This window comes from Phenylobacterium koreense, assembly GCF_040545335.1.
Taxonomy (GTDB): Bacteria; Pseudomonadota; Alphaproteobacteria; order Caulobacterales; family Caulobacteraceae; genus Phenylobacterium; species Phenylobacterium koreense.
In genome coordinates, this window is the sequence record NZ_JBEPLU010000002.1 from 638970 (window position 1) to 661929 (window position 22960).

Below are 22960 nucleotides of genomic sequence, written 5' to 3' on the forward strand. Positions count from 1 at the left end.
GTCTTAGGCCTCCACGATTTCGAGGCCCATCGAGCGCGCGGAGCCCTCGATGATCTTGGCGGCGGCTTCAACGTCGTTGGCGTTGAGGTCCTTCATCTTCTTCTCGGCGATTTCGCGCAGTTGCGAGCGCGAGATCTTGCCGGCGTTTTCACGGCCCGGCGCCTTCGAACCCGACTTCAGGTTCAGGGCCTGCTTGATGTAGTGCGTGGCCGGCGGGGTCTTCGTGACGAAGGTGAACGACTTGTCCTGATAGACCGTGATGATGGTCGGAAGCGGGGTGCCCTTGGCTTCCTTCTCGGTGCGGGCGTTGAACTCCTTGCAGAAGCCCATGATGTTGACGCCGCGCTGACCCAGCGCCGGGCCGATCGGCGGCGACGGGGTGGCGGAGCCGGCCGGCACCTGCAGTTTGATGTAGCCCAGAATCTTCTTGGCCATGTTTCTCCTCGTGACCGGAAACCCGGTCGGTTGAGCCGTGGTCCGGAGATTGGCGCTCCTCCCACGGGTTTCACTCGCTCAAGGCAAGGCGGCCCCATCGGACCGAAGCGCGGGCCTATATCAGGTGGGCGGCGCGCTTACAACCATGGCTCCGAACACAACTCGAGGCCCGGCGGTCTCCCGCGGGCCTCGATGATGTCGTCGCCGGATGTGGCGTTCGATCAGGCCAGCTTCTCGACCTGGCCGTATTCCAGTTCCACCGGCGTCGCGCGGCCGAAGATGGAGACCGTAACCCGCAGGCGGGCGCGTTCTTCGTCCACCGCTTCGACGGAGCCGTTGAAGCTCGCGAAGGGGCCGTCGGTGACGCGGACCTGTTCGCCGATCTCGAAGGAGATGGTCGGCTTCGGCCGCTCCACGCCCTCTTCGATGGCGCCGATGATGCGGGCGACTTCCTTTTCGGAGACCGGCATCGGCTTCGAGCCGGAGCCGAGGAAGCCCGTCACCTTCGGGGTGTTCTTGATGAGGTGGTAGGCCTCGTCCGTCAGCTCCATCTTCACCAGGACGTAGCCCGGGAAGAACTTGCGCTCGGCGTTCACCTTACGGCCGCGGCGGATTTCGACCACGTCCTCGGTCGGGACCAGGATGTCGGAGAAATTCTCCTCCAGGCCCTGGCTCTTGGCCTGTTCGCGGATCGACTCGGCCACCTTCTTCTCGAAGTTCGAGTAGGCGTGGACGATGTACCACTTGTGGCGCGGGTTCGGGGCGTTCGGGGTTTCGGCGTTCATATCTCTCATCAACCTCCGTTCGCGAGGCTGAGCAGCAGGTTCATGCCCGTACCAAGCAGCCAGTCGACCACCATGAAGAACAGCGCCGCCAGCACGACCATGATCCCGACCATGACGGTGGTGATCCAGGTTTCCTTGCGGGTGGTCCAGGTGATCTTGCGCGCTTCGGCGCGCACTTCGCGGAAGAACTGAGCGGGGCTCACGCGCTTCTTGGCCGGCGCGGACTGCGCCAGGGCCGAGGCAGGGGCGATCGCCGCGGCCGTCTTGGCGGCGCGATTCTTCATCGCTTGCGGGGAAGAACCCGGTTTCCTGGCCATCAGGCTCTTATGACTCTCTCTACGTGGGCGGCGGCCGTTCCGCGCCCGGCGTACTTATATAGTGAATGGCAGGAGTGGAGGGACTCGAACCCCCGGCCCTCGGTTTTGGAGACCGATGCTCTACCAGCTGAGCTACACTCCTACGCGGCCCATCCGAACTCCTGAAGTCTGCCTCGAACCGTTTGCGAACCAGCGGCTAAAGCACCGATTGTCCGCCCAGGCGGCTATGAAAGGCATACTCCAACAATGTCGGGTAGGACGGAGGCGTATGACGCATAGCGCCCTGCATTTCAAGTCTCTTCGGGCGGCTTGCGACACGCGCGTGAGAGGATCGAAGCCAGGACCGCGACGTTCCCTCTTCCAGGTGAAGAGGAGGCCGTCATGCCCGACCCCGGAACCCGCCCCAGCGATCAGGCGAGAAATCGCGACGAAGACCTGAAACCCGGCCGCCCTCCCCGGCCCGCGACCGAACCGCCCGGCGCCGAGGGCTCGTCCGCCACGTCCAAGACCCGGACCGACCCGGCCACCGGCGAGCCGCATAAAAAGCCGCCGACGCCGAGCTGACATCGGTCGCAAACCTAAGCCGTCTCCGCGCGTTCTGTGCTTACGCTTGCCCTGCTTGGGCGCAAGACATTGCGATTCGGGGAGACGACGATGAAATCATATCTGGTGGCCGCCATCGCGGCCGCAGCGTTCGGCGGCCAGGCCCAGGCGCAGGTCCCCCAGTGGGGCGGCGGATGGGGTGGCATCCCTCCCGGCAGCTACCAGCAGACCTGCCGTGACATCCGGGTCAGCGGCCCCACACTGACGGCGACCTGCCGGGACTCCCGCGGCCGCTGGACCGTCAGCAGCATGCGGTTCGATCAATGCCGCGGCGACATCCAGAACAACAACGGCCGCCTACGCTGCAGTAACAGCGGCGCGCCGGGCTGGGGCGGCGCCATTCCCAACGGCACCTTCCAGCAAAGCTGCCGCGACGCGCGCGTGAGCGGAAACGTCCTGACCGCGACCTGCCCGGACAATCGCGGCCGTTGGACCACCAGCAGCATCCGCTTCCGCGACTGCCGCTTCGACATCCGCAACGATAATGGACGCCTGGCCTGTGAGTTCGGCGGCCCCGGGGGCGGCTGGGGACCGGGCGGAGGCTTCGGCCGCAGCCAGCTAGACCTCTTCAGCGGACCGGACTTCCAGAACCCGATCTTCTCGACCTCCAGCGAGATCACCAACCTGCCGCGGCAGTTCAACGACCGTGCGATGAGCCTGCGCATCCAGGGGCGCGGCGTCTGGCAGGTCTGCGTCGATTCGAATTTCCGCGGTCGCTGCCAGACCTTCGACCGCGACGTCCGCGACCTGCGCCAGTTCGGCCTGGGACAGGCGATCACATCGATGCGGCAGGTGCGCTGACCGCCTTTCGGAACGCAAAAAGGCCGCCGGAGGGTGTCTCCGGCGGCCTGATTGTCTTGTGTGTGGTTTGGATCGTTATTCGACGATCTTGGCCACGACGCCGGCGCCGACGGTGCGGCCGCCTTCGCGGATGGCGAAGCGCAGGCCCTGGTCCATGGCGATCGGGGTGATCAGCTCGACGTCCAGCTCGGCGTTGTCGCCCGGCATGATCATCTCGACGCCTTCCTTCAGGCGGATGATGCCGGTCACGTCCGTCGTGCGGAAGTAGAACTGCGGGCGGTAGTTGGTGAAGAACGGGGTGTGACGGCCGCCTTCTTCCTTGGTCAGGATATAGGCCTCGGCCACGAACTTCGTGTGCGGGGTGATCGAACCCGGCTTGCAGAGAACCTGGCCGCGCTCGACGTCTTCACGCTTGGTGCCGCGCAGCAGCACGCCGACGTTGTCGCCAGCCTGGCCCTGGTCCAGCAGCTTGCGGAACATCTCGACCCCGGTGCAGGTGGTCTTCTGGACCGGACGGATGCCGACGATCTCGACTTCTTCGCCGACCTTGATCACGCCCTTTTCGATACGGCCGGTCACCACGGTGCCGCGGCCCGAGATCGAGAACACGTCTTCCACCGGCATCAGGAACGGCAGGTCCACAGGACGTTCCGGCTGCGGGATGTAGGCGTCCACCTGGGTCATCAGCTCCAGGATCCGGTCTTCGCCGATCGCCGGGTCACGGCCTTCGACCGCGGCCAGGGCCGAGCCCTTCACGATCGGGATGTCGTCGCCCGGGAACTGGTAGGACGACAGAAGCTCGCGCACTTCCATCTCGACCAGGTCCAGCAGCTCGGCGTCGTCGACCATGTCGACCTTGTTCATGAACACCACCAGAGCCGGCACGCCGACCTGACGGGCCAGCAGGATGTGCTCGCGGGTCTGCGGCATCGGGCCGTCGGCCGCCGACACCACCAGGATCGCGCCATCCATCTGCGCAGCGCCCGTGATCATGTTCTTCACGTAGTCGGCGTGGCCGGGGCAATCGACGTGCGCGTAGTGACGGTTCTGCGTCTCGTATTCCACGTGCGCGGTGTTGATCGTGATGCCGCGGGCCTTTTCTTCCGGAGCCGCGTCGATCTCGTCGTACTTCTTCGCCGTCGCGCCGCCCGTCTTCGCCAGCGTCATCGTGATCGCCGCCGTCAGCGTCGTCTTGCCGTGGTCAACGTGACCAATCGTGCCGATGTTGCAGTGCGGCTTATTGCGTTCGAACTTTTCCTTGGCCATCGGGATCCTGCCGGCGGTTGAATTTCAAGAATTTGGAGCGGGTAGCGGGAATCGAACCCGCATCCTCAGCTTGGAAGGCTGCTGCACTACCATTGTGCTATACCCGCCCGCTGAGATGCGCGGGGTCGCGCCAGTCTCCTTAAAGTTTGTGCTCCGAGACGCGTGGTGGGGGAAGCAGGACTCGAACCTGCGAAGGCGTACGCCAGCGGATTTACAGTCCGCCCCCTTTGCCGCTCGGGACATTCCCCCAGCGCGCTCGGAGCCAGATCGAACGCCTGGACAAGTGGTCAGCGCGTGAGCGATGAACCTGTCCGGCCCCCGATTTGGAGCGCGTCTTATAGTGTCCTCCCCTCGCGAACGCAACGCGCCCTGGAAAGGTTCGAAAAAGTCTGGCCAAAGATCGCCAGATCGTAAGCCTGACAAGGGTTTAGACGACTGGTTATGGGGCTGGCACGCTGTTGCGGCGGCTCTGGGCAATCGGAAAAGGAGTGCGCCGATCCGTCTTTTGGCGACTCCGGACCGCGCCAGGGAGCTCGAATCTCGATTCGGCCGCCCCAAGGCTCTGGAGGTCGTCGAGTCGGCGTTCATCTCGCAGGTTCTGCCCCAAGGCGCCGTCCATCAGGGCATCGCTCTGCGCATCCCGGCGCTGGACTCGGTGGCGCTGGAAGATTTCGAGCCGCGCCGCGGCGCGGTGCTGCTCATGCTGGACCAGGTGACCGATCCGCAGAACGTGGGCGCCATACTGCGGTCGGCCGCCGCCTTCGGGGCCGCGGGTGTCGTCCTGCAGGACCGTCACGCGCCCAAACTCACCGGGGCTCTGGCCAAGGCCGCGGTCGGCGCAGTCGACCAGATCCCCACCGCGCACGTGGTGAACCTCTCGCGGGCCCTGGAGACCCTCGCCGACCAGGGATGGCGGGCGGTCGGCCTCGACGGCCACACCGACGTCTATCTGGAACAGGCCCTCGACGGCGGCCCGACGGTGCTCGTCCTGGGTTCGGAAGGCGAAGGCCTGCGGCGTCTGATCGCCGAGCATTGCGACCAACTGGCCAAGATTCCCATGCCCGGAGGATTCGAGAGCCTGAATGTATCGGCCGCCGCGGCCGTGGCGCTCTATGAGGCCAGCCGTACCCGACCGTAGAAAGGCTGAAAGGGGAAAGGTCGCTTTTCTCTGCCTGGGCGGTTGCAGAGCGGCCTCGCCTATCGCATTGAGGATTTGATGATCGAAAGTCTTATTGCGCCCGGCGCCGTCGCAGCCCTCTTCTCGGTTCTGATGATCGACCTGGTCCTGGCCGGCGACAACGCCGTCGCCGTGGGCCTGGCGGCCGCGGGGCTTCCGCCCGCGCAACGGCGCAAGGCGATCCTCTACGGCCTCATCGCCGCGGTCACCATGCGGATCGTGTTCGCGCTGATCACGGCCCAGCTCCTCGGGATCGTCGGCCTGCTGTTCGCCGGCGGCCTGCTGCTGCTCTGGGTCTGCTGGAAGATGTGGCGGGAGCTGCGCGAGCAGGCCCAGGCCGACGAAGCCGCCGCCGAGGCGGTCCTGGACGACGACCCCAACACCGAGCCGTCGGCCGCCGTCATCGCCGCCCAGCCGAAGTCCTTCAAGTCAGCCTTCCTCCAGATCCTGATCGCCGACCTTTCGATGTCGCTGGACAACGTGCTGGCGGTCGCCGGCGCCGCGCGGGAGCATCCGGCCGTCCTGGTGTTCGGCCTGCTGCTCTCGATCGCCCTGATGGGCGTGGCCGCCAACTTCATCGCCCGGCTGCTGCACCGCTACCGCTGGATCGGCTATATCGGCCTTCTGATCGTCCTCTACGTCGCCCTGCACATGATGTGGCAAGGCCACCAGGACGTGGTCCGCGACCTCGGCCAGATGAACGCCTACAACGCCGTCGTCCCGGAATTCATGCAGATTCAGCCGAAGGCGCCCGCCCCGGCGCACTGACCGGCCAAGGCCAGGCCCACCACCTCCAGGTGAGCCTGGCGCCGAGACATACTCACCCGACGCGGTTTGTAACCCTTCTGTTGCAAGGGACAGGAGTGGTCGCGCCTGTTCGATCAAATTTTGTATCGATGGCTCACCTCACACGCGAACGTTGTTGCGCGCGCGCCGGTCGCTCCGTTAATGCCTCATTACTCATATTGGGCGCGACGCGTTGTCGCGTCCGGTTCTGTGGCTTCCGCGTTTTTTTGGTGAGGTAGCTTATGAAAAAAGTACTGCTGGGAGCCGCGATGGCGGCCTCCATGCTGATGGTCGCTCCGGCTGCAAACGCGGCCCAGTTCATCAACATTTCCGCGCCGGGTCCGGCCGGCACCATCTCCGGCGCCTTTGGTTACAATGAAATCGGCGCGGGCGACTTCTCGCACGTCTTCGACTTCAATCTGCCGGCCGGCGTCAGCAACGCTTCGATCGTCTCGTCGCTGATCTTCGACGTCGCCGAAACCGACATCAACTTCTCGTCGGTCACGCTGAATGGCGTCGAGTTCAACATTGAGAAGGTCGGCGACAAGGAATCCCGGTTCCTGGACAACCTGGCCATCGTGGCCGGTCCGCAACAGCTGATCGTCAAGGGCTGGAGTGGCGGCAACGGCTCGTACGGCGGTCAACTGTCCTTCGCTCCGACCGGCGCGGTTCCGGAACCGGCCACCTGGGCGATGATGATCATCGGCTTCGGCGCCGCCGGCACGATGGTCCGCAACCGTCGCAAGCTGGTCCCGTCGGCGGCCTAAGCTCCGATCCGATCAGGACGACAATCGAACGCCGCCGGTCGAATCGATCGGCGGCGTTTTTCATGGCAAGGCTGGCGTATGAGCACCTTCCCGTTCGTCACCCTCGACGTCTTCACCGACACCCGGTTCGGCGGCAATCCGCTGGCCGTGTTCACTGATGCGCGCGGCCTGAGCGCTGCGCAGATGCAGGCCCTCGCCGCCGAGATGAACCTCTCGGAGACAACCTTCATCCTGCCGCCGGAGGATCCGGCCAACACCGCCCGGGTGCGGATATTCAACCGGACCGCCGAGATGCCCTTCGCCGGCCACCCATCGGTCGGGACCGGCTGGGTGTTGTCGCAGATGGGCCACGGAAACGATCTGCGCCTTGAGGTCACCGCCGGTGTCGTCGCCGTGGCCATCGAGCAGGGCGGCGGGGTCATCGCCGCGCCAAGAGCGCTTGAGTTGGGCGAGCCCCTCCCCGTCGAACTGGCCGCGGCCTGCGCCGGCCTCTCACCCGCCGACGTGGTGACGGCCGCCCACGCCCCGATCGAAGCCTCGGTGGGCGTGGCCTTCGTCTTCATGGAGGTGATGCCCAACGCCCTGTCGCGGGCGGCGCCGGATCTGGCCGTCTTCCGCCAGGCGGCTCGCGACTATCCGCACTTCGGCGACCGTCTCTCGCTGCACCTCTACGCCCACGATGGCGAAGGCCGCCTGCGCGCGCGCATGTTCGCGCCGAACTCCGGAACTGTGGAAGATCCTGCGACTGGCAGCGCCAACGCCACCCTCGCCGCCCTGCTGCTGTCGCTAGGCGACCAGGACGCCGGCGCCTGGGAGGTCATCCAGGGTGTCGAGATGGGCCGGCCCTCGCGCCTGCGCATCTCCGCCCGGCGCGAGCCGGGCGGGATCTATGCACGCGTGGGCGGCGGTTGCGTGCCGGTGTTCCGCGGCGAGGCGACGCTCGACTAAGCCGCCGCCTCCGGGCCACCGAAGCGCTCAAGCCACTCGGCGACCTGATCGTTCTCGATCTTCTTGAACAGCACTTCCGGGGCGGCGACCGTGCGGCCGGCCGGCAAGATGTCGAGAATCTGCGCGCCGTCCGCCGCCTCCGGCCACTTGCCCGGGAAGGCCTCGCCGACCGCCAGGGCGATCTTCTCGCTGGTGAACGGGATGAACGGTTCCGACACCTTGGCGAACAGGGCCACCAGGTTCAGGCCCGTGCGGACCGCCACCGCCGCCCGCGCCGCGTCGGTCTTGATCGCCGTCCAGGGCGCGGCTTCGGTGAGATACTGGTTGCCCAGGACCCAGAGCTGCCGAAGGGCCGTCGTCGCCTTGCGGAACTCGCGGTTTTCCAGGTGGTCGGTCAGTTCGGCGACTTTTCCGGCCACGTCGGCATACAGCCGCGCCTCGAGTTCGCCCGGCTCGCCGCCCCCGGGAACCACGCCCTCGAAGCGGCTCTCGGTGAACTTGATGATCCGATTGACGAAGTTGCCCAGGACGTCGGCCAGGTCCGCGTTCACCTGCGCCTGGAACTGCTCCCAGGTGAAGGTCGCGTCCGAGGTTTCCGGCGTGTTGGCCGTCACCCACCAGCGCCAGTAGTCGGCCGGCAGCAGCTCAAGCGCATGGTCCATGAAGACCCCACGCTTCTGAGAGGTCGAGAACTTGCCGCCGTAATAATCCAGCCAGTTGAAGCCCTTGAGCTGGTCGACCAGCTTCCAGGGCGCGTTGCTGGCCGGCGTCCAGGTCCCGTCCGCGCCCAGCCGTTCGTTGAGCCCGATCAGGGTGCAGGGGAAGCCCACCGTGTGGAACGGCACGTTGTCCTTGCCCATGAATTCCACATAGGTGACGTCCGCCGCCTCCGGCCCGCGCCACCAGCGTTCCCACTCGCTATCGGTTGCGCCCGCGCGGCCGGCCTCGATCGCTCGCGCATCGGCCCATTCCCAGGTCGCGCCGATATATTCGATGGGCGCATCGAACCAGACGTAGAAGACCTTGCCGGCCAGGCCTTCGATGTCGGGCAGCTTGCCCTCGGGATTGGGGCCCCACTCGAAGGCGTTCACCGGCACGCCCCATTCCAGGTCGCGTGTGATGCCGCGGTCCTGCAGTCCCTCGTCCAGCCACTTCAGGGCGATGGAGGTCACCAGCAACGGCCACTGGCCCTTCTTGCCATCGATCCAGGTGCGAAGGCGATCGGCGAACAGGCTCTGGCGCAGGAAGAGGTGCTTGGAGTCGCGGATCTCGATGTCGTCCGAACCCGACACCGCTGAGCGCGGATTGATCAGGTCGGCCGGGTCGAGGACGCGTGTGCAGTTCTCGCACTGGTCGCCCCGGGCGGCGGTGTAGCCGCAATGCGGGCAGGTGCCGATGACGTAGCGGTCCGGCAGGAAGCGTTTGTCGGCGTTCGAATAGACCTGCTGGGTGACGCGCTCTTCAATGAAGCCCGCCTCCCACAGTTGCTGGGCGAAGCGCTGGGTCAGCTTGTGGTTCTGCGGCGAGGACGAACGCCCGAAGTGATCCCAGGACAGGCCGAACTTGCGGCCCAGGTCGTGCTGGATCTCGTGCTGGGCCGCGCAGAAGGTGGCCGGGTCCTGCCCCGCCTCGGCGGCGGCCAGCTCCGTCGGCGTCCCGTGCTCGTCGGTCGCGCAGATGTAGAGCGTCTCGCGGCCGCGCGAGCGCTGGAAGCGGGCATAGACGTCGGCAGGCAGCATGGAGCCCGCGAGCGTCCCCAGGTGCTTGATCCCGTTGATGTAGGGCAAGGCCGAGGTGATCAGGATGCGGGTCATGGCGTCTCTCGTAATGAGGAGGAGCGGCGGCTTATAGGGCGCCAGAGATGGTTCGCGATAGCCGCCCTGTCCAGAACCTAGATCGGCCCCTTGAAGATGAAGAGCGCGCCGGCGGCGATCAGCATGAAACCGATCGCATGGTTCCAGGTGAAGCGATCGCCCAGATAGGTGACCGAGAACACCGCGAACACCCCTAGGGTGATGACCTCCTGCATGGTCTTGAGTTCGGCCGCCGAATAGACCGTCCGCCCGATGCGGTTGGCCGGCACAGCCAGGCAATATTCGAAGAAGGCGATGCCCCAGCTCGCCACCACCAGCAGCCAGATCGGCCGATGCTCCACCTTCAGATGCCCGTACCAGGCGAAGGTCATGAAGATGTTGGAGGCGATCAGCAGCAGGATCGGAGCGATCGCCGCCATGTTCACGGGCATCGGTGGGTTCCCCTGCGCATTAGCGCTTAATCTCGGACGCCATGGCCCTATAAGCTGACCGCAGGGGAAGCGGGAGGGCCGTTATGAGGGCATGGACAAAGACGCTGGCCGCAGTGGCCTTGAGCGCGGCGCTCGCCGCATGCGGACAGGGCGGCGGCAAGGACCAGACCCTGAAGATCTACAACTGGTCGGACTATATCGACCCGCAGATTCTGGCCGACTTCACCAAGGAAACTGGCATCAAGGTGCAGTACGACACCTTCGATTCCAACGAGATCCTTGAGACCAAGGTCCTGCAGGGCAATACGGGCTACGACATCGTCGCGCCCTCCAACCACAACGTGCCCCGCTACATCGCCGCCCGGGCGATCGCCCCGCTGGACAAGGCCAAGCTGCCGAACGACAAGAACCTCTGGCCCGCGATCATGGCCCACATGGAGCCGTTCGATCCGGCCCAGAAGTACACGGTCCCCTACATGTGGGGCACGATCGGCATCGGCTACAACGTCAAGGAAGTGGCCAAGCGCCTGCCCGGCGTGAAGATCGATAGCTGGGCCGTGGTGTTCGACCCGGCCAACCTCGCCAAGCTCAAGGATTGCGGCGTCTACTATCTCGACGCCTCGGAAGACATGTACGCCGTGGCCCTGAACTATCTGGGCAAGGATCCGAACTCGAAGGCGCTCGCCGATTACCAGGCCGCCACCGACATGATGGTCAAGGCGCGGCCCTTCGTGCGCAAGTTCCACTCCTCGGAGTACATCGAGGCCCTCGCCAACGGCGACATCTGCGTCGCCGTCGGCTACTCCGGCGATGTCCTGCAGGCCAAGAGCCGAGCCGCCGAAGCCAAGAACGGCGTCGAACTCGCCTATGTGATCCCCAAGGAAGGCAGCCAGGTCTGGTTCGACGTGTTCGCCATCCCGGCCGACGCGCCAAATCCCGAGGCCGCCTACAAGTTCCTCGACTACATGCTGCGGCCCGAGGTCATCGCCAAGGCGTCGAACTACACCCAGTACGCCAACGCCAACCTGCCGGCGACGCCGATGGTCGACGCCTCGGTGCGGGGCGATCCGAACGTCTATCCCACGCCGGAAGTGTTCAACCGCCTCTTCGTGACCACCACCAAGGACCAGGCTCTGCTGCGTGAGGTGACGCGCATGTGGACCCGCGTCCAGACCGGCCAGTAGGGCAAGGGCCACATGACCGAGCGTTCGCGTCCGCGCCTCAACATCGGCGCGGTCCGCTCGACCTTCGCCCCCTGGCTCGACCCGGCCGCCAAGCCGCTGGTCGAGTTCGATCAGGTGGTGAAGCGGTTCGACGGCGAGACCGCGGTGGCCGGCGTCTCGCTGGCGATCTATCCGCGGGAATTCTTCGCCCTGCTTGGCCCCTCGGGCTGCGGCAAGACCACGCTCATGCGCCTGCTCGCCGGTTTCGAGACGCCGGACGAGGGCCGCGTCCTGCTGGCCGGAGAGGACCTGGCCGGCAAGCCGCCGCATCAGCGGCCGGTGAACATGATGTTCCAGTCCTATGCGCTGTTTCCCCACCTCTCCGTCGAGCAGAACATCGCCTTCGGCCTGAAGCGCCAAGGCGTGGCCAAGGCCGAGATCGCCGAGCGCGTGACCGAAATGCTGGCCCTCGTCCGGCTGGAGGGTCTGGCGCGCCGCAAGCCGCACCAGCTCTCCGGCGGCCAGCGCCAGCGCGTGGCGCTGGCGCGCGCCATCGCCCCGCGTCCGAAAATGTTGCTGCTCGACGAGCCGCTGGCCGCCCTCGACAAGAAGTTGCGCGAGGAGACCCAGTTCGAGCTGATGGCCCTGCAGCAGCAGCTTGGCATGACCTTCCTGATCGTCACCCACGACCAGGAGGAGGCCATGGTCACCGCCGACCGCATCGCCGTGATGCGCGCCGGCCAGATCGTCCAGATCGGCCGCCCGGCCGATGTCTATGAGGCGCCCAACTCGCGCTATGTCGCCGACTTCATCGGCGACGTGAACATCTTCGAAGGTGTGGCCCAGCACGCCGACGGGGCCAGCGTCCGCATGGCCAGCGCCGAGGCGCCGCAAGGCTTCGACATCGTGGAGGACGACATCCTCAAGGTGGGCTCCACGGCTTGGCTCGCCGTCCGGCCTGAGAAGATCCAGGTCCATCTCGACGCGCCGCCGCCTGGGCCGAACCGCCTGGCGGGCAAGGTGGCCGACATCGGCTATCTGGGCGACTGGACCACCTATCTGGTCGAGCTGGAGAGCGGCCGCACCGTCCGCGCCGCCCGCGCCAACGCCGCCCGCTTCGTGGAACGTCCCGTCGACTGGGGCGATCAGGTCTGGCTCACCTTCGCCCGCGACGCCGGCGTGGTGCTGACCCGATGAAGCGCCCGAACCGCACAGCTCTGACGGCACTGGCGCCTGCGCTGTGGCTGGGGCTGTTCTTCCTCTTCCCGTTCCTCCTGGTCGCCAAGCTCTCCCTGTCGGAGACGGCCCTGGCCATGCCCCCCTATGCGCCGCGCCTCGACTGGTCGGCGGGGCTCACCGGCCTGAAGGCCTTCCTCGCCGGCCTCGACTTCGAAACCTACGCCCGGCTGACGGCCGACCGGCTCTATGTGGTCGCCTATCTCTCCAGCCTGAAGTTCGCGGGCGTCGCCACCCTCATCCTGCTGCTGCTGGGCTACCCCCTCGCCTACGCCATGTCGCGCTGCTCGCCCATGCTGCGCCAAGCCCTGCTGATGGCGGTGATCCTGCCCTTCTGGACCAGCTTCCTGATCCGGGTCTACGCGCTGATCGGCATCCTCAAGCCTGAGGGCCTGCTCAACACTTTCCTGCGCGCCATCGGCGTGCCGGCGGTCAGCATCCTCAACACCGAGACCGCCATCTATATCGGCCTCGTCTACGCCTACCTGCCGTTCATGGTGCTGCCGCTCTATGCGGTGCTGGAGCGCCAGCAGGACGATCTGCTGGAAGCGGCCGCCGACCTGGGCTGCGCGCCCCTGGAGGCCTTCTGGCGGGTGACCTTCCCCATGTCCCTGCCGGGGGTCGCCGCCGGCTCCCTGCTCTGCTTCATCCCCATGGTCGGCGAGTTCGTCATCCCCGACCTGCTAGGCGGTTCCTCGACCCTGATGCTCGGCAAGACCATCTGGACCGAGTTCTTCGCCAACCGCGATTGGCCCGCCGCCTCCGCCGTCGCCATCGTCCTGCTCTTCACCCTGGTCATCCCCATCGTCCTCTACCAGCGCCAGCAGGCGAGGCTGATGGAGAGCGGACAGTGAAACTGCCGGGGTTGTCCCCCTCCCCCGCTGAGGCAGGGGAGGAAGGAGCATGAAACGCGGCCTGACCGGTTTCAACATCGCCGCCCTGATCGTCGGATTCGGGTTCCTCTACCTGCCGATCGTGCTGCTGGTGATCTACTCGTTCAACGCCAGCCGGCTGGTGACGGTCTGGGGCGGCTTCTCGACCAAGTGGTACGGTGCCCTCTTCCGCAACGAGCAACTGCTCGACGCCGTCTGGGTGACCTTCAGGGTCGGCCTGATCTCGGCGACCATCGCCACGGTCCTTGGAACCTTCGCGGCCGTCGCCCTGGTGCGGGCCGGTCGCTTCGGCGGCCGCACGCTGTTCTCAGGCATGGTGTTCGCGCCGCTGGTGATGCCGGAGGTGATCCTCGGCCTTTCGCTGCTGCTGCTGTTCGTCTCACTCGGCCTGCCGCGCGGCTTCTGGACGGTCACGGTCAGCCACGCCACCGTCACCATGTGCTACGCCGCCGTGGTGATCCAGGCGCGCCTGGCCGCCTTCGACCGCCAGCTCGAGGAAGCGGCGCAGGATCTCGGCTGCCCGCCGGTAAAGGCGTTCTTCCTGGTGACCCTGCCGAACATCGCCCCGGCCGTCGCCGCCGCCTGGATGCTGGCCTTCACGCTGTCGCTGGACGACCTGGTGATCGCGAGCTTCACCTCCGGTCCTGGCGCGACGACCCTGCCGATGCGGATCTACAGTCAGGTCCGCCTGGGCGTCAGCCCGGAGATCAACGCCGTCTCGACCCTGCTGATCGGCCTGGTCGCCACCGGCGTGATCGCCATTTACCTCGTCCAGATGCGCCGGCGAGCCGCCTAGAGCGCCGGCACGCGGTCGAACCAGGGGCGGGCCTGCTCCAGTTGCCCGGCCAGGCGGAACAGCAGCGCCTCGTTCCCCATCCCCGCCACGAACTGGACGCCGATCGGCAGGCCGCCCTGGCTCCAGGCCAGCGGCACGCTCATCGCCGGCTGGCCGGTGTTGTTGAAGGCCTGGGTGTTGGGCATGAAGGCGAACAGCCGCTTGGCGTACTCGCGCACGTCCTCAGTCAGGTGGCCGATCGGGATCGGCGGGCTGCCCAGGGTCGAGAGCATCAAGACATTGTAGCTGTTGAAGAGGCCCGCCACCGCGCGGCCGTAGGCGTGGACGGCGGCCAGCCCGCGCACATAGTCCCCGCCGGAGACCTGCCTGCCGCGCTGATACATGGCCCAGGTCAGCGCCTCGACCTCGCCTTCGCCCACCGGGCGGCCGCGGCGGTCGGCCTCGGCGTCGAGGGTCGCGGCGATGCTGGCGGCGATCACATCGCCCGCGCCCTTCTGCATGGCCGCCAGGTCGCCCGGCACGTTCACCTCCTCGACGATATGGCCCAGGCTCTCCAGCAGCCGGGCCGTCTCCCGCACCGCCTGGGCGCATTCGGGGTCGAGGCCGTCCGAGGCCAGGGCCGCGGCGGTGAAGGCGATCGCCAGCTTGCCGGGATCCTTGCCGACCTCCTCGAAGAACGGTCGCTCGGGCGCCGGCAGGAAGTAGGGATCGCCTTGCTGGGGCGTGCAGACAGCGTCGAGCAGCGCGGCGCTGTCGCGCACCGAACGAGTGACCGCGTGCTGGATCGAGGCCCCGCCCCATCCCTCCCCGGCCGGCGAGAACGAAACCCGCCCACGCGACGGCTTCATCCCGAAGAGCCCGCAGGCCGAGGCCGGCGTGCGGATCGAGCCGCCGCCGTCGCTAGCGTGGGCGGCCGGCACGATCCCGGCGGCCACTGCAGCGGCCGCGCCGCCCGACGATCCGCCCGGCGTCCGGGTCAGGTCCCAGGGATTGCGGCAGGGCCCCAGCAGCGCCGACTCCGTCACCGGCATCAGGCCGAACTCCGGGGTGTTCGTCTTGCCGAAGGTCACCAGCCCCGCATCCTTGTAGGCGGTGACGATGGCGCTGTCGGCCTGAGCGGTGATGTCCTTGAACACCGCCGAGCCAGCACTGGTCGGCGCCCCGGCAAGCTGCGCCCCCAGGTCCTTGAGCAGGAAGGGCACGCCGGCCAGCGGCCCGCCCCAGATGTCGCGCCTGACGTCCTGCCGCCCCCATTCGGTCAGGTCCATGGTCACGGCGTTGATCTTCGGGTTCACCGCCGCCATCCGCGCGACGGCGGTTTCCAGAAGTTCGGAGGGGCTCACCTCGCCCTTGGCGACCAGCCCGGCCAGGCCCACGGCGTCTTGCTTGCGGTAGTCCTCGAAGTTCATGGCGTTCCCTCTGCTTTTGCAGCAGGTGAGCACAGCCACGCCGGCAATCCAACCTCGGGCGACGCCCGCCTCAGTGCTCGAGGATCTCGCTGTGCTTGCGGGTGTCGCGCATGCGCAGATAGGTCACCAGCGACAGTCCGATCATCGCGGTGACGTACCAGTAGAAGCCGCTCTCCATCCCCCGGCTCTTGAACCACAAGGCCACATACTCGGCCGTGCCGCCGAAGATCGTGTTGGCCAGCGCATAAGGCAGGGCCACCCCCAGGGCGCGGATGTGGGCGGGAAAGAGCTCGGCCTTCACAACGGCGTTGATCGAGGTGTAGCCGGTCACGATCACCAGGGCGCCCAGCACGATCCCGAAGGCGGCATAGGCGTCGCCCGTCACCGAGAGCTTGGTGAAGATCGGCCAGGTGAACATCACGCCCAGCACCCCGAAGCCCACCATCAGCGGCTTGCGGCCGATCTTGTCCGACAGCGCGCCGGCCACCGGCTGCAGCAGCATGTAGATGAACAGGGCCGCCGCGGTGATGGCGGTCGCCGTCTCCCGGTCGAACCCCGAGGTGTTGACCAGGAATTTCTGCATGTACGTGCTGTAGGCGTAGAAGGCGAGCGTCCCCCCCGCCGTCAGCGCCATGACGATGAGGGCCTGGCGCGGATAGTGCCGGAAGAGCGCCAAGCTGCTCGACTTCGGCGCCTCGGCCGCCTGGGCGTTCTTGAAGGACTGCGTCTCCTCCAGCCCGCGGCGCAGATAGAAGACCACGATCGCCAGCACCCCGCCGATCAGGAACGGAATCCGCCAGCCCCAGCTCTCGAGCTGCGGCTCGGTCAGCACCGCCTGCAGGACCAGCAGCACCAACAGAGCCAGGAGCTGCCCCGAGATCAGCGTCACATACTGGAAGCTCGAGAAGAAGCCGCGCCGCGAACGGCCCGCCATCTCGCTGAGATAGGTGGCGCTGGCCCCGTATTCGCCGCCGACGCTCAGGCCCTGCATCAGCCGAGCCAGCACCAGGATGGCCGGCGCCAGCCAGCCGATGGCCGCATAGCTCGGCGTCACCGCGATCAGCAGCGATCCGGCGCACATCAGCGACACCGAGAGCGTCAGGCCGGCCTTCCGGCCGCGGCTGTCGGCATAGACGCCCATGATCCAGGCCCCGATCGGCCGCATCAGGAAACCCACGGCGAAAATCGCCGCCGCGTTCAGCAACTGCGCCGTGCGGTCGCCGGCCGGAAAGAAGATCGGCGCGAAATAGAGGGTGAAGGCCGAATAGACATACCAGTCGTACCACTCGACCAGATTGCCGGTGGAACCTCCAATGATCGACTTGAGGCGTTGACGGCGATCGGCCGCGCTGTCGGTCATCAGTCCCTCCCCCCGCCCCCTGGGGGACGCACTAACTTGCTGGCGCCGCGTGAAACTTCATGGTGCCGGCTACAGGACTCGAACCCGTGACCTTCGGTTTACAAAACCGCTGCTCTACCAACTGAGCTAAGCCGGCGTGGCGGCGTGCGCGCCAGGACCGGACGGATGCCACGCCCGGCCCGCCCTGCCAAGCCTGCTTCGCATGGCGGGCTTAGCGGCCTATGAATGCCGCCCGCAAACGAGGCGCAAGGCTTGAACCCCATCCGCATCTTCATCGACGCCGACGCCTGCCCGGTGAAGGACGAGACCTACAAGGTCGCTCACCGCTATGGACTGAAGACCTGGGTGGTCTCCAACGCCTTCATGCAGATCCCGGCCTCGCCGCTGATCGCGCGGATGATCGTGGAGGCCGGCCCCGACGTGGCCGACGACTGGATCGCCAGCCAGGTCGAGCCCGGCGACGTCGTGGTGACCAACGACATCCCGCTGGCCGAACGCACCCTGCAGGCCGGCGGCTATGCGCTGGCCGGCAACGGCAAGGTGTTCGACGAGAATTCCATCGGCTCGGCCATCGCCCAGCGGGCGCTCATGGAGCAGCTTCGGTCCACCGGCGAGATGCTGGGCGGGCCCAAGCCGTTCGACCGCAACGACAGATCGCAATTTCTCCAGAGCCTCGATCAGATAATTCAGAAAGAACGTCGGCGCCGGAGCTTGCAAGACGGCGGGGGGTGAATAGCCTGCGGTCACGTTTCGAAAGGGGTTCGAGCACATGCGTAAAGTGGTTCTGATGTCTGTGTTGGGGGGCTGCGCCGCGCTGTTGGCGGCATGCGGCCAGGGCGGCGACAAGGCGGCAGCGCCTGAAGCGCCGACGGCGGCCGCGCCGGAGACCACCACGGCGCCCGAAGCTTCCGAGGCGGCGGAAGAAGCCTCCGAGAAGGCCGAACACGAGGAGAAGGCGAAAGCGCTGGCCGCCCTCCCCGCCCCCTACAACACCGCCGACGTCGACAACGGTAAGGCCAAGTTCGCCATGTGCCGCTCGTGCCATACGATCACCGAAGGCGGCGCCAACCTGACCGGCCCCAATCTGCACGGCGTGTTCGGTCGCAAGGCCGGCAGCCTTGAGGGCTACAACTACTCCGAAGCCGTGAAGAACGCCGGCTTCACATGGGACGCCGAGCACCTGGACAAGTGGCTGGCTCAGCCGCGCGACTTCCTGCCGGGCACCAAAATGACCTTCGCCGGCTTCAAGGCCGAGAAGGACCGCATCGACGTCATCGCCTACCTGAAGCTGGAAACCGGCTACAAGGCTCCGTGAGACGCTAATTCAGCAAAAAGGCAACCTTGACGAGAATTGGGTTCGGTCGCACGATCCGCTCGTCGAGGCTGCGCTTGCATCTGTCAGCCGAGATCCTGCGCCGGCCGCGCGGCGTCCCCTCGCCGGCGGCTGCGCCACCCCGACAACTCGCCTCCCCCTAGGGGGAGGCTTTTTCCTGAATGCTATTCCGCCGCGTTCGCGGCCCGCGCCTGCTCGGCCTCTTCGAAGGCTTCGATGCGGCGGGCCGTCGCCTGCGGCGACTTCGTGAAGCGGGCCAGCAGGTTGTAGAACACCGGCACGATGAACAGGGTGAGCAGGGTCGAGAAGATCGCCCCGAAGAAGATCACCACCCCGATCGTCTTGCGGCTGGCGCCGCCGGCCCCGCCCCACACGATCAGCGGGATAGCGCCCGCCGCCGCGGCGATGGAGGTCATGATGATCGGGCGCAGGCGTAGCGAGGCGCTTTCGATCACCGCCTCGCGGATGCTGAGGCCCTCGTCACGCAACTGATTGGCGAACTCCACGATCAGGATGCCGTTCTTGGCGGCGATGCCGATCAGGATGATCAGGCCGATCTGGCTATACGTGTTGATGGTCGAACCCGCGATCAGCAGGCCGAACAGGCCGCCGAGCGCCGCAACCGGCACGGTCAGCATGATGACCGCCGGGTGGATCCAGCTTTCGAACTGTGCCGCCAGGACCAGGAACACCAGCAGCAGGGCCATGCCGAAGGCCAGGCCCACGGCGCTGCCCGCTTCCAGATAGTCGCGCGCCATGCTGCCCCACTTCACCTGCGGGCCAGGCGGCATCTTGGCGATTTCCTGTTGGAAGAACTTCACGGCGTCGCCCACCGGATAGCCCGGGTTCACCTGGGCCGTCAGAGTGACGGCGCGCAGGCGATCGACGCGGGCGCGGTCGGGGGTGTCGCCGCGAATCTCGGTGGTCACCAGGGTCGAGAGCGGAACGAGCTGGCCCGACGCAGATCGGACATAGAGGTTGCCGATGTCCTGTTCGGTCTGACGCTTGGCGCGGTCGGTCTGCAGGAGGACGTCGTACTCCTGGGCGTTCTTGATGTAGGTCGTGACCTGGCGAGGCCCGAAGTTGCTCTCCAGGGCCCGGCCCACGGCCTGGGCGGAGACGCCCAGCGACGCGGCCTTCTCGCGGTCCACGCTGACCAGGACCCGCGGGCTGGTCGGCTCGTAGTCCAGGCGCGCCCGCGCCAGGCCGGGATTGGCCTCGGCGGCGCTGAGCAGCGGTTTGATCCAGCCCGCGATCTGGGCGTAGTCGTCGCCCACGGCGATCACGTCGACGCTGTTGCCGCCGCTGCCGCCGCCGCGCTGGAACGCCGGACGGACCGAGGCGATCACCCGTACCGAGGTGATGGACGAGAACTCCTGGTTCAGCTTGGCCGCCAGTTCCTGCGAGCTGGTCTTGGCGTCCGGCGCCAGGGTCGCGTTGCCGAACGCGCTGTTGAACTGGGTGCCGCCGAAGCGCGGAACGCCCAGCAGGTAGCGGTCGATGGTCCCTTCCTTCAGCAGCGACGCGAAGCGCGACTCGACCTGCCGCACCGCCTTGGAGGTGTAGTCGTAGCCGGCGCCTTCCGGGCCGATGAGGTTCAGGTCGACCCGGCCGCGGTCCTCTTCCGGCACCAGTTCGCGAGGCAGGGCGGCGAAGAGTCCGCCGGCCCCAGCCGCCAGCACCACGACCAGGGCGAGCGTCGCCATGGTCGCCACGCGGCGGCCCAGCATGAACTCGAGCGAGGCGTGATAGGAGTTCCGCAGCTTGTCCATGGCCGCGTCCACGTGGCGCGCAACGAAGCCCTCGCCATGGGCCGGGCGAAGCAGCTTGGAGGCCAGCATCGGGGACAGGCTGAGCGCCAGCAGGGCCGAGAAGGCCACCGCCGCGGCGATCGCCACCGCCAGCTCGACGAACAGACGGCCGATGTAACCAGGCAGGAACATCAGCGGCGCGAACACCGAGATCAGCACGATGGTCGTGGCCACGACCGCGAAGAACACCTGCCGGGCCCCGCGCTGGGCGGCGACGATCGTCGGTTCCCCGTCGTCGATCCGGCGCTGGATGTTCTCGACCACGACGATGGCGTCGTCGACCACCAGGCCGATGGCGAGCACCAGGGCCAGCAGGGTCAGCAGGTTCAGCGAGAAGCCGAGCGGCGCCAGGACGATGAAGGTCGAAAGGATGCAGATCGGCGCCACGATCGACGGGATCAGCGCCGCGCGCCAGGTGCCGAGGAAGATGAGGTTCACCAGCGCCACGAGGCCCAGCGAGATCCCCATGGTGATCCACACTTCCTCGATCGCATGCTTGGTGAAGAGCGTGTAGTCGACGGCGATCTCCAGCGACGTGCCCTTCGGCAGCGACTGGTTCAACTCCGGCAGCATGTCCCGCACGCCCTGCGATATCTCCAGATCGTTCGCTTGCGACTGGCGGGTGATGGCGATGCCGACCTGGTCGCGGCCGTTCGAACGGAAGCTGCGGCGCGGTTCGTCGGGCCCTTCCTCGACGCGGGCGATGTCGCCCAGGCGGGTCACATAGGCCGGCGTGGTGTTGCCGGTCGCGGCGATCTGGGGCGCGTTGGCCGGCTTGATCGGCATCTGCGCGAACTGCTCGGCCGTCGAATAGCCGCGCGCCACGCGGATCGTGAAGTCCTTGTCGGGCGCTTCCAGCGAGCCGGCCGGCAGTTCCAGGTTCTGGGCGTTCAGGGCGGTCTCGACGTCGTCGACGGTCACGCCGCGGGCGGCCATGGCGTCCGGATCGAGCCAGATCCGCATCGAATAGAGCTGGCTGCCGCCGACATTGACCTGGGCGACGCCCGGAATGGTCGAGAAGCGTTCGACCAGATAGCGCTGCGCATAGTCGGAAAGCTGCAGGCGGTTCATCGTGTCCGAAGCGAACGAGATGAACACGATCGGCGAGGCGTCGGCGTTGGCCTTGGCGATCTGGGGCGGATCGGCCTGGTCGGGCAGGTTCGCCGCCACGCGGCTGACCGCGTCGCGCACGTCGTTGGCCGCGGCGTCGAGGTCGCGGTCCAGCAGGAACGAGATGTTGATGTTCGAGCGGCCGTCACGCGAAGACGAGTTGACCCGGTCGATCCCCTGGATGCCGGAGATCTGCCGCTCGATCACCTCGGTGATCCGGTCTTCGATGACTTCGGCCGACGCGCCGCGATAGGTGGTCGAGATCGAGATGACCGGCGGATCGACGCTCGGCAGTTCCCGCACCGTCAGCGAGCTGAACGCCGCCAGACCGATGACGCAGAGGATGATCGCCGCGACCGCGGCGAACACCGGACGGCGGACGGAGAGATCGGAGAGCATCATGCCCGGGGTCGCGCGTCGCGCGCTCCCGGCTGCAGGTCAGCGGCCGCCTTCTGACGGCCGTCCGTGCTCAGAACCCGGATCGGTTGTCCTGGCTGGATCTTGTTCAGTCCATCCGCCACGATCTGCTCGCCCGCCTGAAGGCCATCGCGGATTTCTACGAGACCGTTCTGACGCACGCCGGTCAATACCGCACGTTGTTCGCTGACGGTCTGATCGCCCCTTTTCGAGATCACATAGACGAAAGCGGCGTCGCCCTGGACCGAGACCGCCGCTTCCGGAGCGGCCACGACCTGACGCTGGCCCTGGGCCACCGAGACCCGCAGCATCATGCCGGGCTTCAGCCGGCGATCGGGATTGGGAAACTCGGCGCGGGCGGTGATCGCGCGGGTCTGCTCGTTGACCCGGGTGTCCAGCTTCTGGATGCGGCCTTGGATGGCCTCGCCGGGATAGGCGTCGATGCGCGCGCTGATCGGCTGGCCTTCATGGATGGAGGCCAGATAGCGGTCCGGCACCTGGAAATCGACGCGCACGCTGCTGATGTCGTCCAGCGTCACGATCGGCGCGCCTGGATTGATCAGGGCGCCCGGCGCGATGTCGGTGAGGCCGACCACGCCGGCGAACGGCGCCCGGATCGTCCGGTCGCCCTCGCGGGCTTCGGCGGCGACGACGTCAGCCTTTGCGGCCAGGTAGGTCGCTTCCTTCTCGTCCAGGGCGGCCTTGGCCGCAAAGCCCTGGGCGGCGAGCTGCTTCCAGCGTTCGAAGTCGCGCTGGGCCTGCACCATCCGGGCGCGGGCCTGGGCGATGTCGGCATTCTGTTCGGTGGCCTTCAGCTCCACCAGCACGGCGCCCTTGGGAACCGACTGCCCGTCGGTGAACAGCACTCGATCCACGAGCTGGGTCGTGGCAGCGGTCAGGGTCACCGATTGCCGGCCCTTGGCCATGCCGATGACATCGACCGTATCCACGAAGACCTTCGACTGAGCCTGGGCCAGGGTGACCGGCGTCGCGCCGCCCATTCCGCCGGGGCCGCCCGGACCGCCCTTCTGAGACGCTGCGGCAGGACCGCCATGACCGCCGCCTCGGGTCAGGGCGAGCTTCGCCCCCCCAGCCAGGACCATGAGGCCAAGGACCACGATGGCGCCGACGAGAAAGAAGTGGCGTCGTAACAAGTTGAGCGAACTCCAGCCGGCTCCAAATGGAGTTTTGATGATCATGAATCGGTGTGGGTCTTATGGCGACGACATAGGCGCCGTCCAGTGACAGAACGATGGCTCCTCATGTCACCGCTGAAATAGAACGCCCGCCGTACGCATCTTG

At 66.8% G+C, this 22960-nt stretch carries 22 protein-coding genes and 4 tRNA genes; 12 read left to right on the forward strand and 14 right to left on the reverse strand.

What is annotated here, in order from left to right; genetic code table 11:
- Positions 1–3 precede the first annotated feature (3 nt).
- The 4 genes from rplK to ABID41_RS14980 form a co-directional block, all read right to left on the reverse strand.
- Positions 4–435 carry a 50S ribosomal protein L11 gene (gene rplK, locus ABID41_RS14965; RefSeq protein WP_331931901.1) on the reverse strand — a complete coding sequence of 144 codons (432 nt, stop codon included), beginning with the start codon at positions 433–435 and terminating at the stop codon, positions 4–6.
- Between the two features lie 221 nt (positions 436–656).
- The gene (gene nusG, locus ABID41_RS14970; protein ID WP_331931900.1) at positions 657–1220 is read right to left on the reverse strand and encodes a transcription termination/antitermination protein NusG; all 564 of its coding nucleotides are present in this window, start codon (positions 1218–1220) and stop codon (positions 657–659) included.
- An 8-nt stretch (positions 1221–1228) separates the two neighbouring features.
- Complete coding sequence (secE, locus tag ABID41_RS14975; RefSeq protein ID WP_331931899.1) at positions 1229–1537, reverse strand: preprotein translocase subunit SecE; 309 nt, start codon at positions 1535–1537, stop codon at positions 1229–1231.
- Positions 1538–1603: 66 nt separating this feature from the next.
- Positions 1604–1679 (reverse strand) — tRNA-Trp (locus ABID41_RS14980).
- A gap of 239 nt (positions 1680–1918) precedes the next feature.
- Here ABID41_RS14980 and ABID41_RS14985 point away from each other — a divergent pair.
- Positions 1919–2101: a hypothetical protein gene (locus tag ABID41_RS14985; protein ID WP_354297922.1), complete on the forward strand. Its 183-nt coding sequence runs from the start codon at positions 1919–1921 to the stop codon at positions 2099–2101.
- Positions 2102–2191: 90 nt separating this feature from the next.
- Positions 2192–2941 carry a CVNH domain-containing protein gene (locus ABID41_RS14990; RefSeq protein ID WP_354297923.1) on the forward strand — a complete coding sequence of 250 codons (750 nt, stop codon included), beginning with the start codon at positions 2192–2194 and terminating at the stop codon, positions 2939–2941.
- A gap of 75 nt (positions 2942–3016) precedes the next feature.
- Here ABID41_RS14990 and tuf read toward each other — a convergent pair whose 3' ends face one another.
- From tuf to ABID41_RS15005, 3 genes are all read right to left on the reverse strand, one after another.
- On the reverse strand, positions 3017–4207 hold the full coding sequence (tuf, locus tag ABID41_RS14995) for an elongation factor Tu (RefSeq protein ID WP_354297917.1): 1191 nt from the start codon (positions 4205–4207) through the stop codon (positions 3017–3019).
- Between the two features lie 33 nt (positions 4208–4240).
- Positions 4241–4314, reverse strand: a tRNA-Gly gene (locus ABID41_RS15000).
- Between the two features lie 56 nt (positions 4315–4370).
- Positions 4371–4456 (reverse strand) — tRNA-Tyr (locus ABID41_RS15005).
- A 52-nt stretch (positions 4457–4508) separates the two neighbouring features.
- Here ABID41_RS15005 and rlmB point away from each other — a divergent pair.
- From rlmB to ABID41_RS15025, 4 genes are all read left to right on the forward strand, one after another.
- Positions 4509–5345, forward strand: a complete 837-nt coding sequence (rlmB, locus tag ABID41_RS15010) for a 23S rRNA (guanosine(2251)-2'-O)-methyltransferase RlmB (RefSeq protein WP_435530017.1) — start codon at positions 4509–4511, stop codon at positions 5343–5345.
- Positions 5346–5423: 78 nt separating this feature from the next.
- Positions 5424–6152 carry a YjbE family putative metal transport protein gene (locus tag ABID41_RS15015; protein ID WP_331931956.1) on the forward strand — a complete coding sequence of 243 codons (729 nt, stop codon included), beginning with the start codon at positions 5424–5426 and terminating at the stop codon, positions 6150–6152.
- A 299-nt stretch (positions 6153–6451) separates the two neighbouring features.
- Entirely contained in the window at positions 6452–6937 is a 486-nt protein-coding gene (locus ABID41_RS15020) for an FxDxF family PEP-CTERM protein (RefSeq protein ID WP_435530023.1), read from the forward strand.
- A gap of 78 nt (positions 6938–7015) precedes the next feature.
- A complete protein-coding gene (locus ABID41_RS15025; RefSeq protein ID WP_331931954.1) occupies positions 7016–7885 on the forward strand; it encodes a PhzF family phenazine biosynthesis protein in 870 nt (289 codons plus the stop codon).
- Here ABID41_RS15025 and metG read toward each other — a convergent pair.
- The gene (metG, locus tag ABID41_RS15030) at positions 7882–9699 is read right to left on the reverse strand and encodes a methionine--tRNA ligase (RefSeq protein WP_354297925.1); all 1818 of its coding nucleotides are present in this window, start codon (positions 9697–9699) and stop codon (positions 7882–7884) included. The genes ABID41_RS15025 and metG overlap by 4 nt on opposite strands.
- 77 nt (positions 9700–9776) lie before the next feature.
- Positions 9777–10130, reverse strand: a complete 354-nt coding sequence (locus ABID41_RS15035) for a DMT family protein (RefSeq protein ID WP_331931952.1) — start codon at positions 10128–10130, stop codon at positions 9777–9779.
- 83 nt (positions 10131–10213) lie between these two features.
- Between ABID41_RS15035 and ABID41_RS15040 the strand changes: the two genes are divergently transcribed.
- Genes ABID41_RS15040 through ABID41_RS15055 form a run of 4 tightly spaced genes read left to right on the forward strand, consistent with a single transcriptional unit; the run spans position 10214 to position 14218 of the window.
- Complete coding sequence (locus tag ABID41_RS15040; RefSeq protein ID WP_354297926.1) at positions 10214–11314, forward strand: polyamine ABC transporter substrate-binding protein; 1101 nt, start codon at positions 10214–10216, stop codon at positions 11312–11314.
- A 12-nt stretch (positions 11315–11326) separates the two neighbouring features.
- Positions 11327–12490 (forward strand): ABC transporter ATP-binding protein, encoded by a 1164-nt coding sequence (locus ABID41_RS15045; protein WP_354297927.1) that lies wholly within the window; start codon positions 11327–11329, stop codon positions 12488–12490.
- Positions 12487–13383, forward strand: coding sequence for an ABC transporter permease (locus ABID41_RS15050; RefSeq protein WP_354297928.1), 897 nt, complete (start codon positions 12487–12489; stop codon positions 13381–13383). Before ABID41_RS15045 ends, ABID41_RS15050 begins: the two co-directional genes overlap by 4 nt.
- Before the next feature lie 49 nt (positions 13384–13432).
- A complete protein-coding gene (locus tag ABID41_RS15055; protein WP_354297929.1) occupies positions 13433–14218 on the forward strand; it encodes an ABC transporter permease in 786 nt (261 codons plus the stop codon).
- Here the strand turns inward: ABID41_RS15055 and ABID41_RS15060 are convergent.
- The 3 genes from ABID41_RS15060 to ABID41_RS15070 all read right to left on the reverse strand — a co-directional run bounded on the left by ABID41_RS15060 (position 14215) and on the right by ABID41_RS15070 (position 17123).
- Positions 14215–15627: an amidase gene (locus tag ABID41_RS15060; RefSeq protein ID WP_354297930.1), complete on the reverse strand. Its 1413-nt coding sequence runs from the start codon at positions 15625–15627 to the stop codon at positions 14215–14217. The two genes, ABID41_RS15055 and ABID41_RS15060, sit on opposite strands and share 4 nt — an antisense overlap.
- A 70-nt stretch (positions 15628–15697) precedes the next feature.
- Positions 15698–16987: an MFS transporter gene (locus ABID41_RS15065; RefSeq protein ID WP_331933022.1), complete on the reverse strand. Its 1290-nt coding sequence runs from the start codon at positions 16985–16987 to the stop codon at positions 15698–15700.
- A gap of 60 nt (positions 16988–17047) precedes the next feature.
- Positions 17048–17123, reverse strand: a tRNA-Thr gene (locus ABID41_RS15070).
- 125 nt (positions 17124–17248) lie between these two features.
- On the opposite strand from ABID41_RS15070, the gene ABID41_RS15075 reads away from it, so the two are divergent.
- Together ABID41_RS15075 and ABID41_RS15080 are read left to right on the forward strand one after the other, a co-directional pair.
- Positions 17249–17719 (forward strand): YaiI/YqxD family protein, encoded by a 471-nt coding sequence (locus ABID41_RS15075; RefSeq protein WP_354298078.1) that lies wholly within the window; start codon positions 17249–17251, stop codon positions 17717–17719.
- Between the two features lie 37 nt (positions 17720–17756).
- Positions 17757–18302 (forward strand): c-type cytochrome, encoded by a 546-nt coding sequence (locus ABID41_RS15080; RefSeq protein WP_331933021.1) that lies wholly within the window; start codon positions 17757–17759, stop codon positions 18300–18302.
- A 182-nt stretch (positions 18303–18484) separates the two neighbouring features.
- On the opposite strand, the gene ABID41_RS15085 is transcribed toward ABID41_RS15080, so the two are convergent.
- Together ABID41_RS15085 and ABID41_RS15090 are read right to left on the reverse strand one after the other, a co-directional pair.
- Positions 18485–21640 carry an efflux RND transporter permease subunit gene (locus tag ABID41_RS15085; protein WP_331933024.1) on the reverse strand — a complete coding sequence of 1052 codons (3156 nt, stop codon included), beginning with the start codon at positions 21638–21640 and terminating at the stop codon, positions 18485–18487.
- Positions 21640–22812, reverse strand: coding sequence for an efflux RND transporter periplasmic adaptor subunit (locus tag ABID41_RS15090; RefSeq protein WP_354297931.1), 1173 nt, complete (start codon positions 22810–22812; stop codon positions 21640–21642). The genes ABID41_RS15085 and ABID41_RS15090 overlap by 1 nt, the downstream gene beginning before the upstream one ends.
- Positions 22813–22960 lie beyond the last annotated feature (148 nt).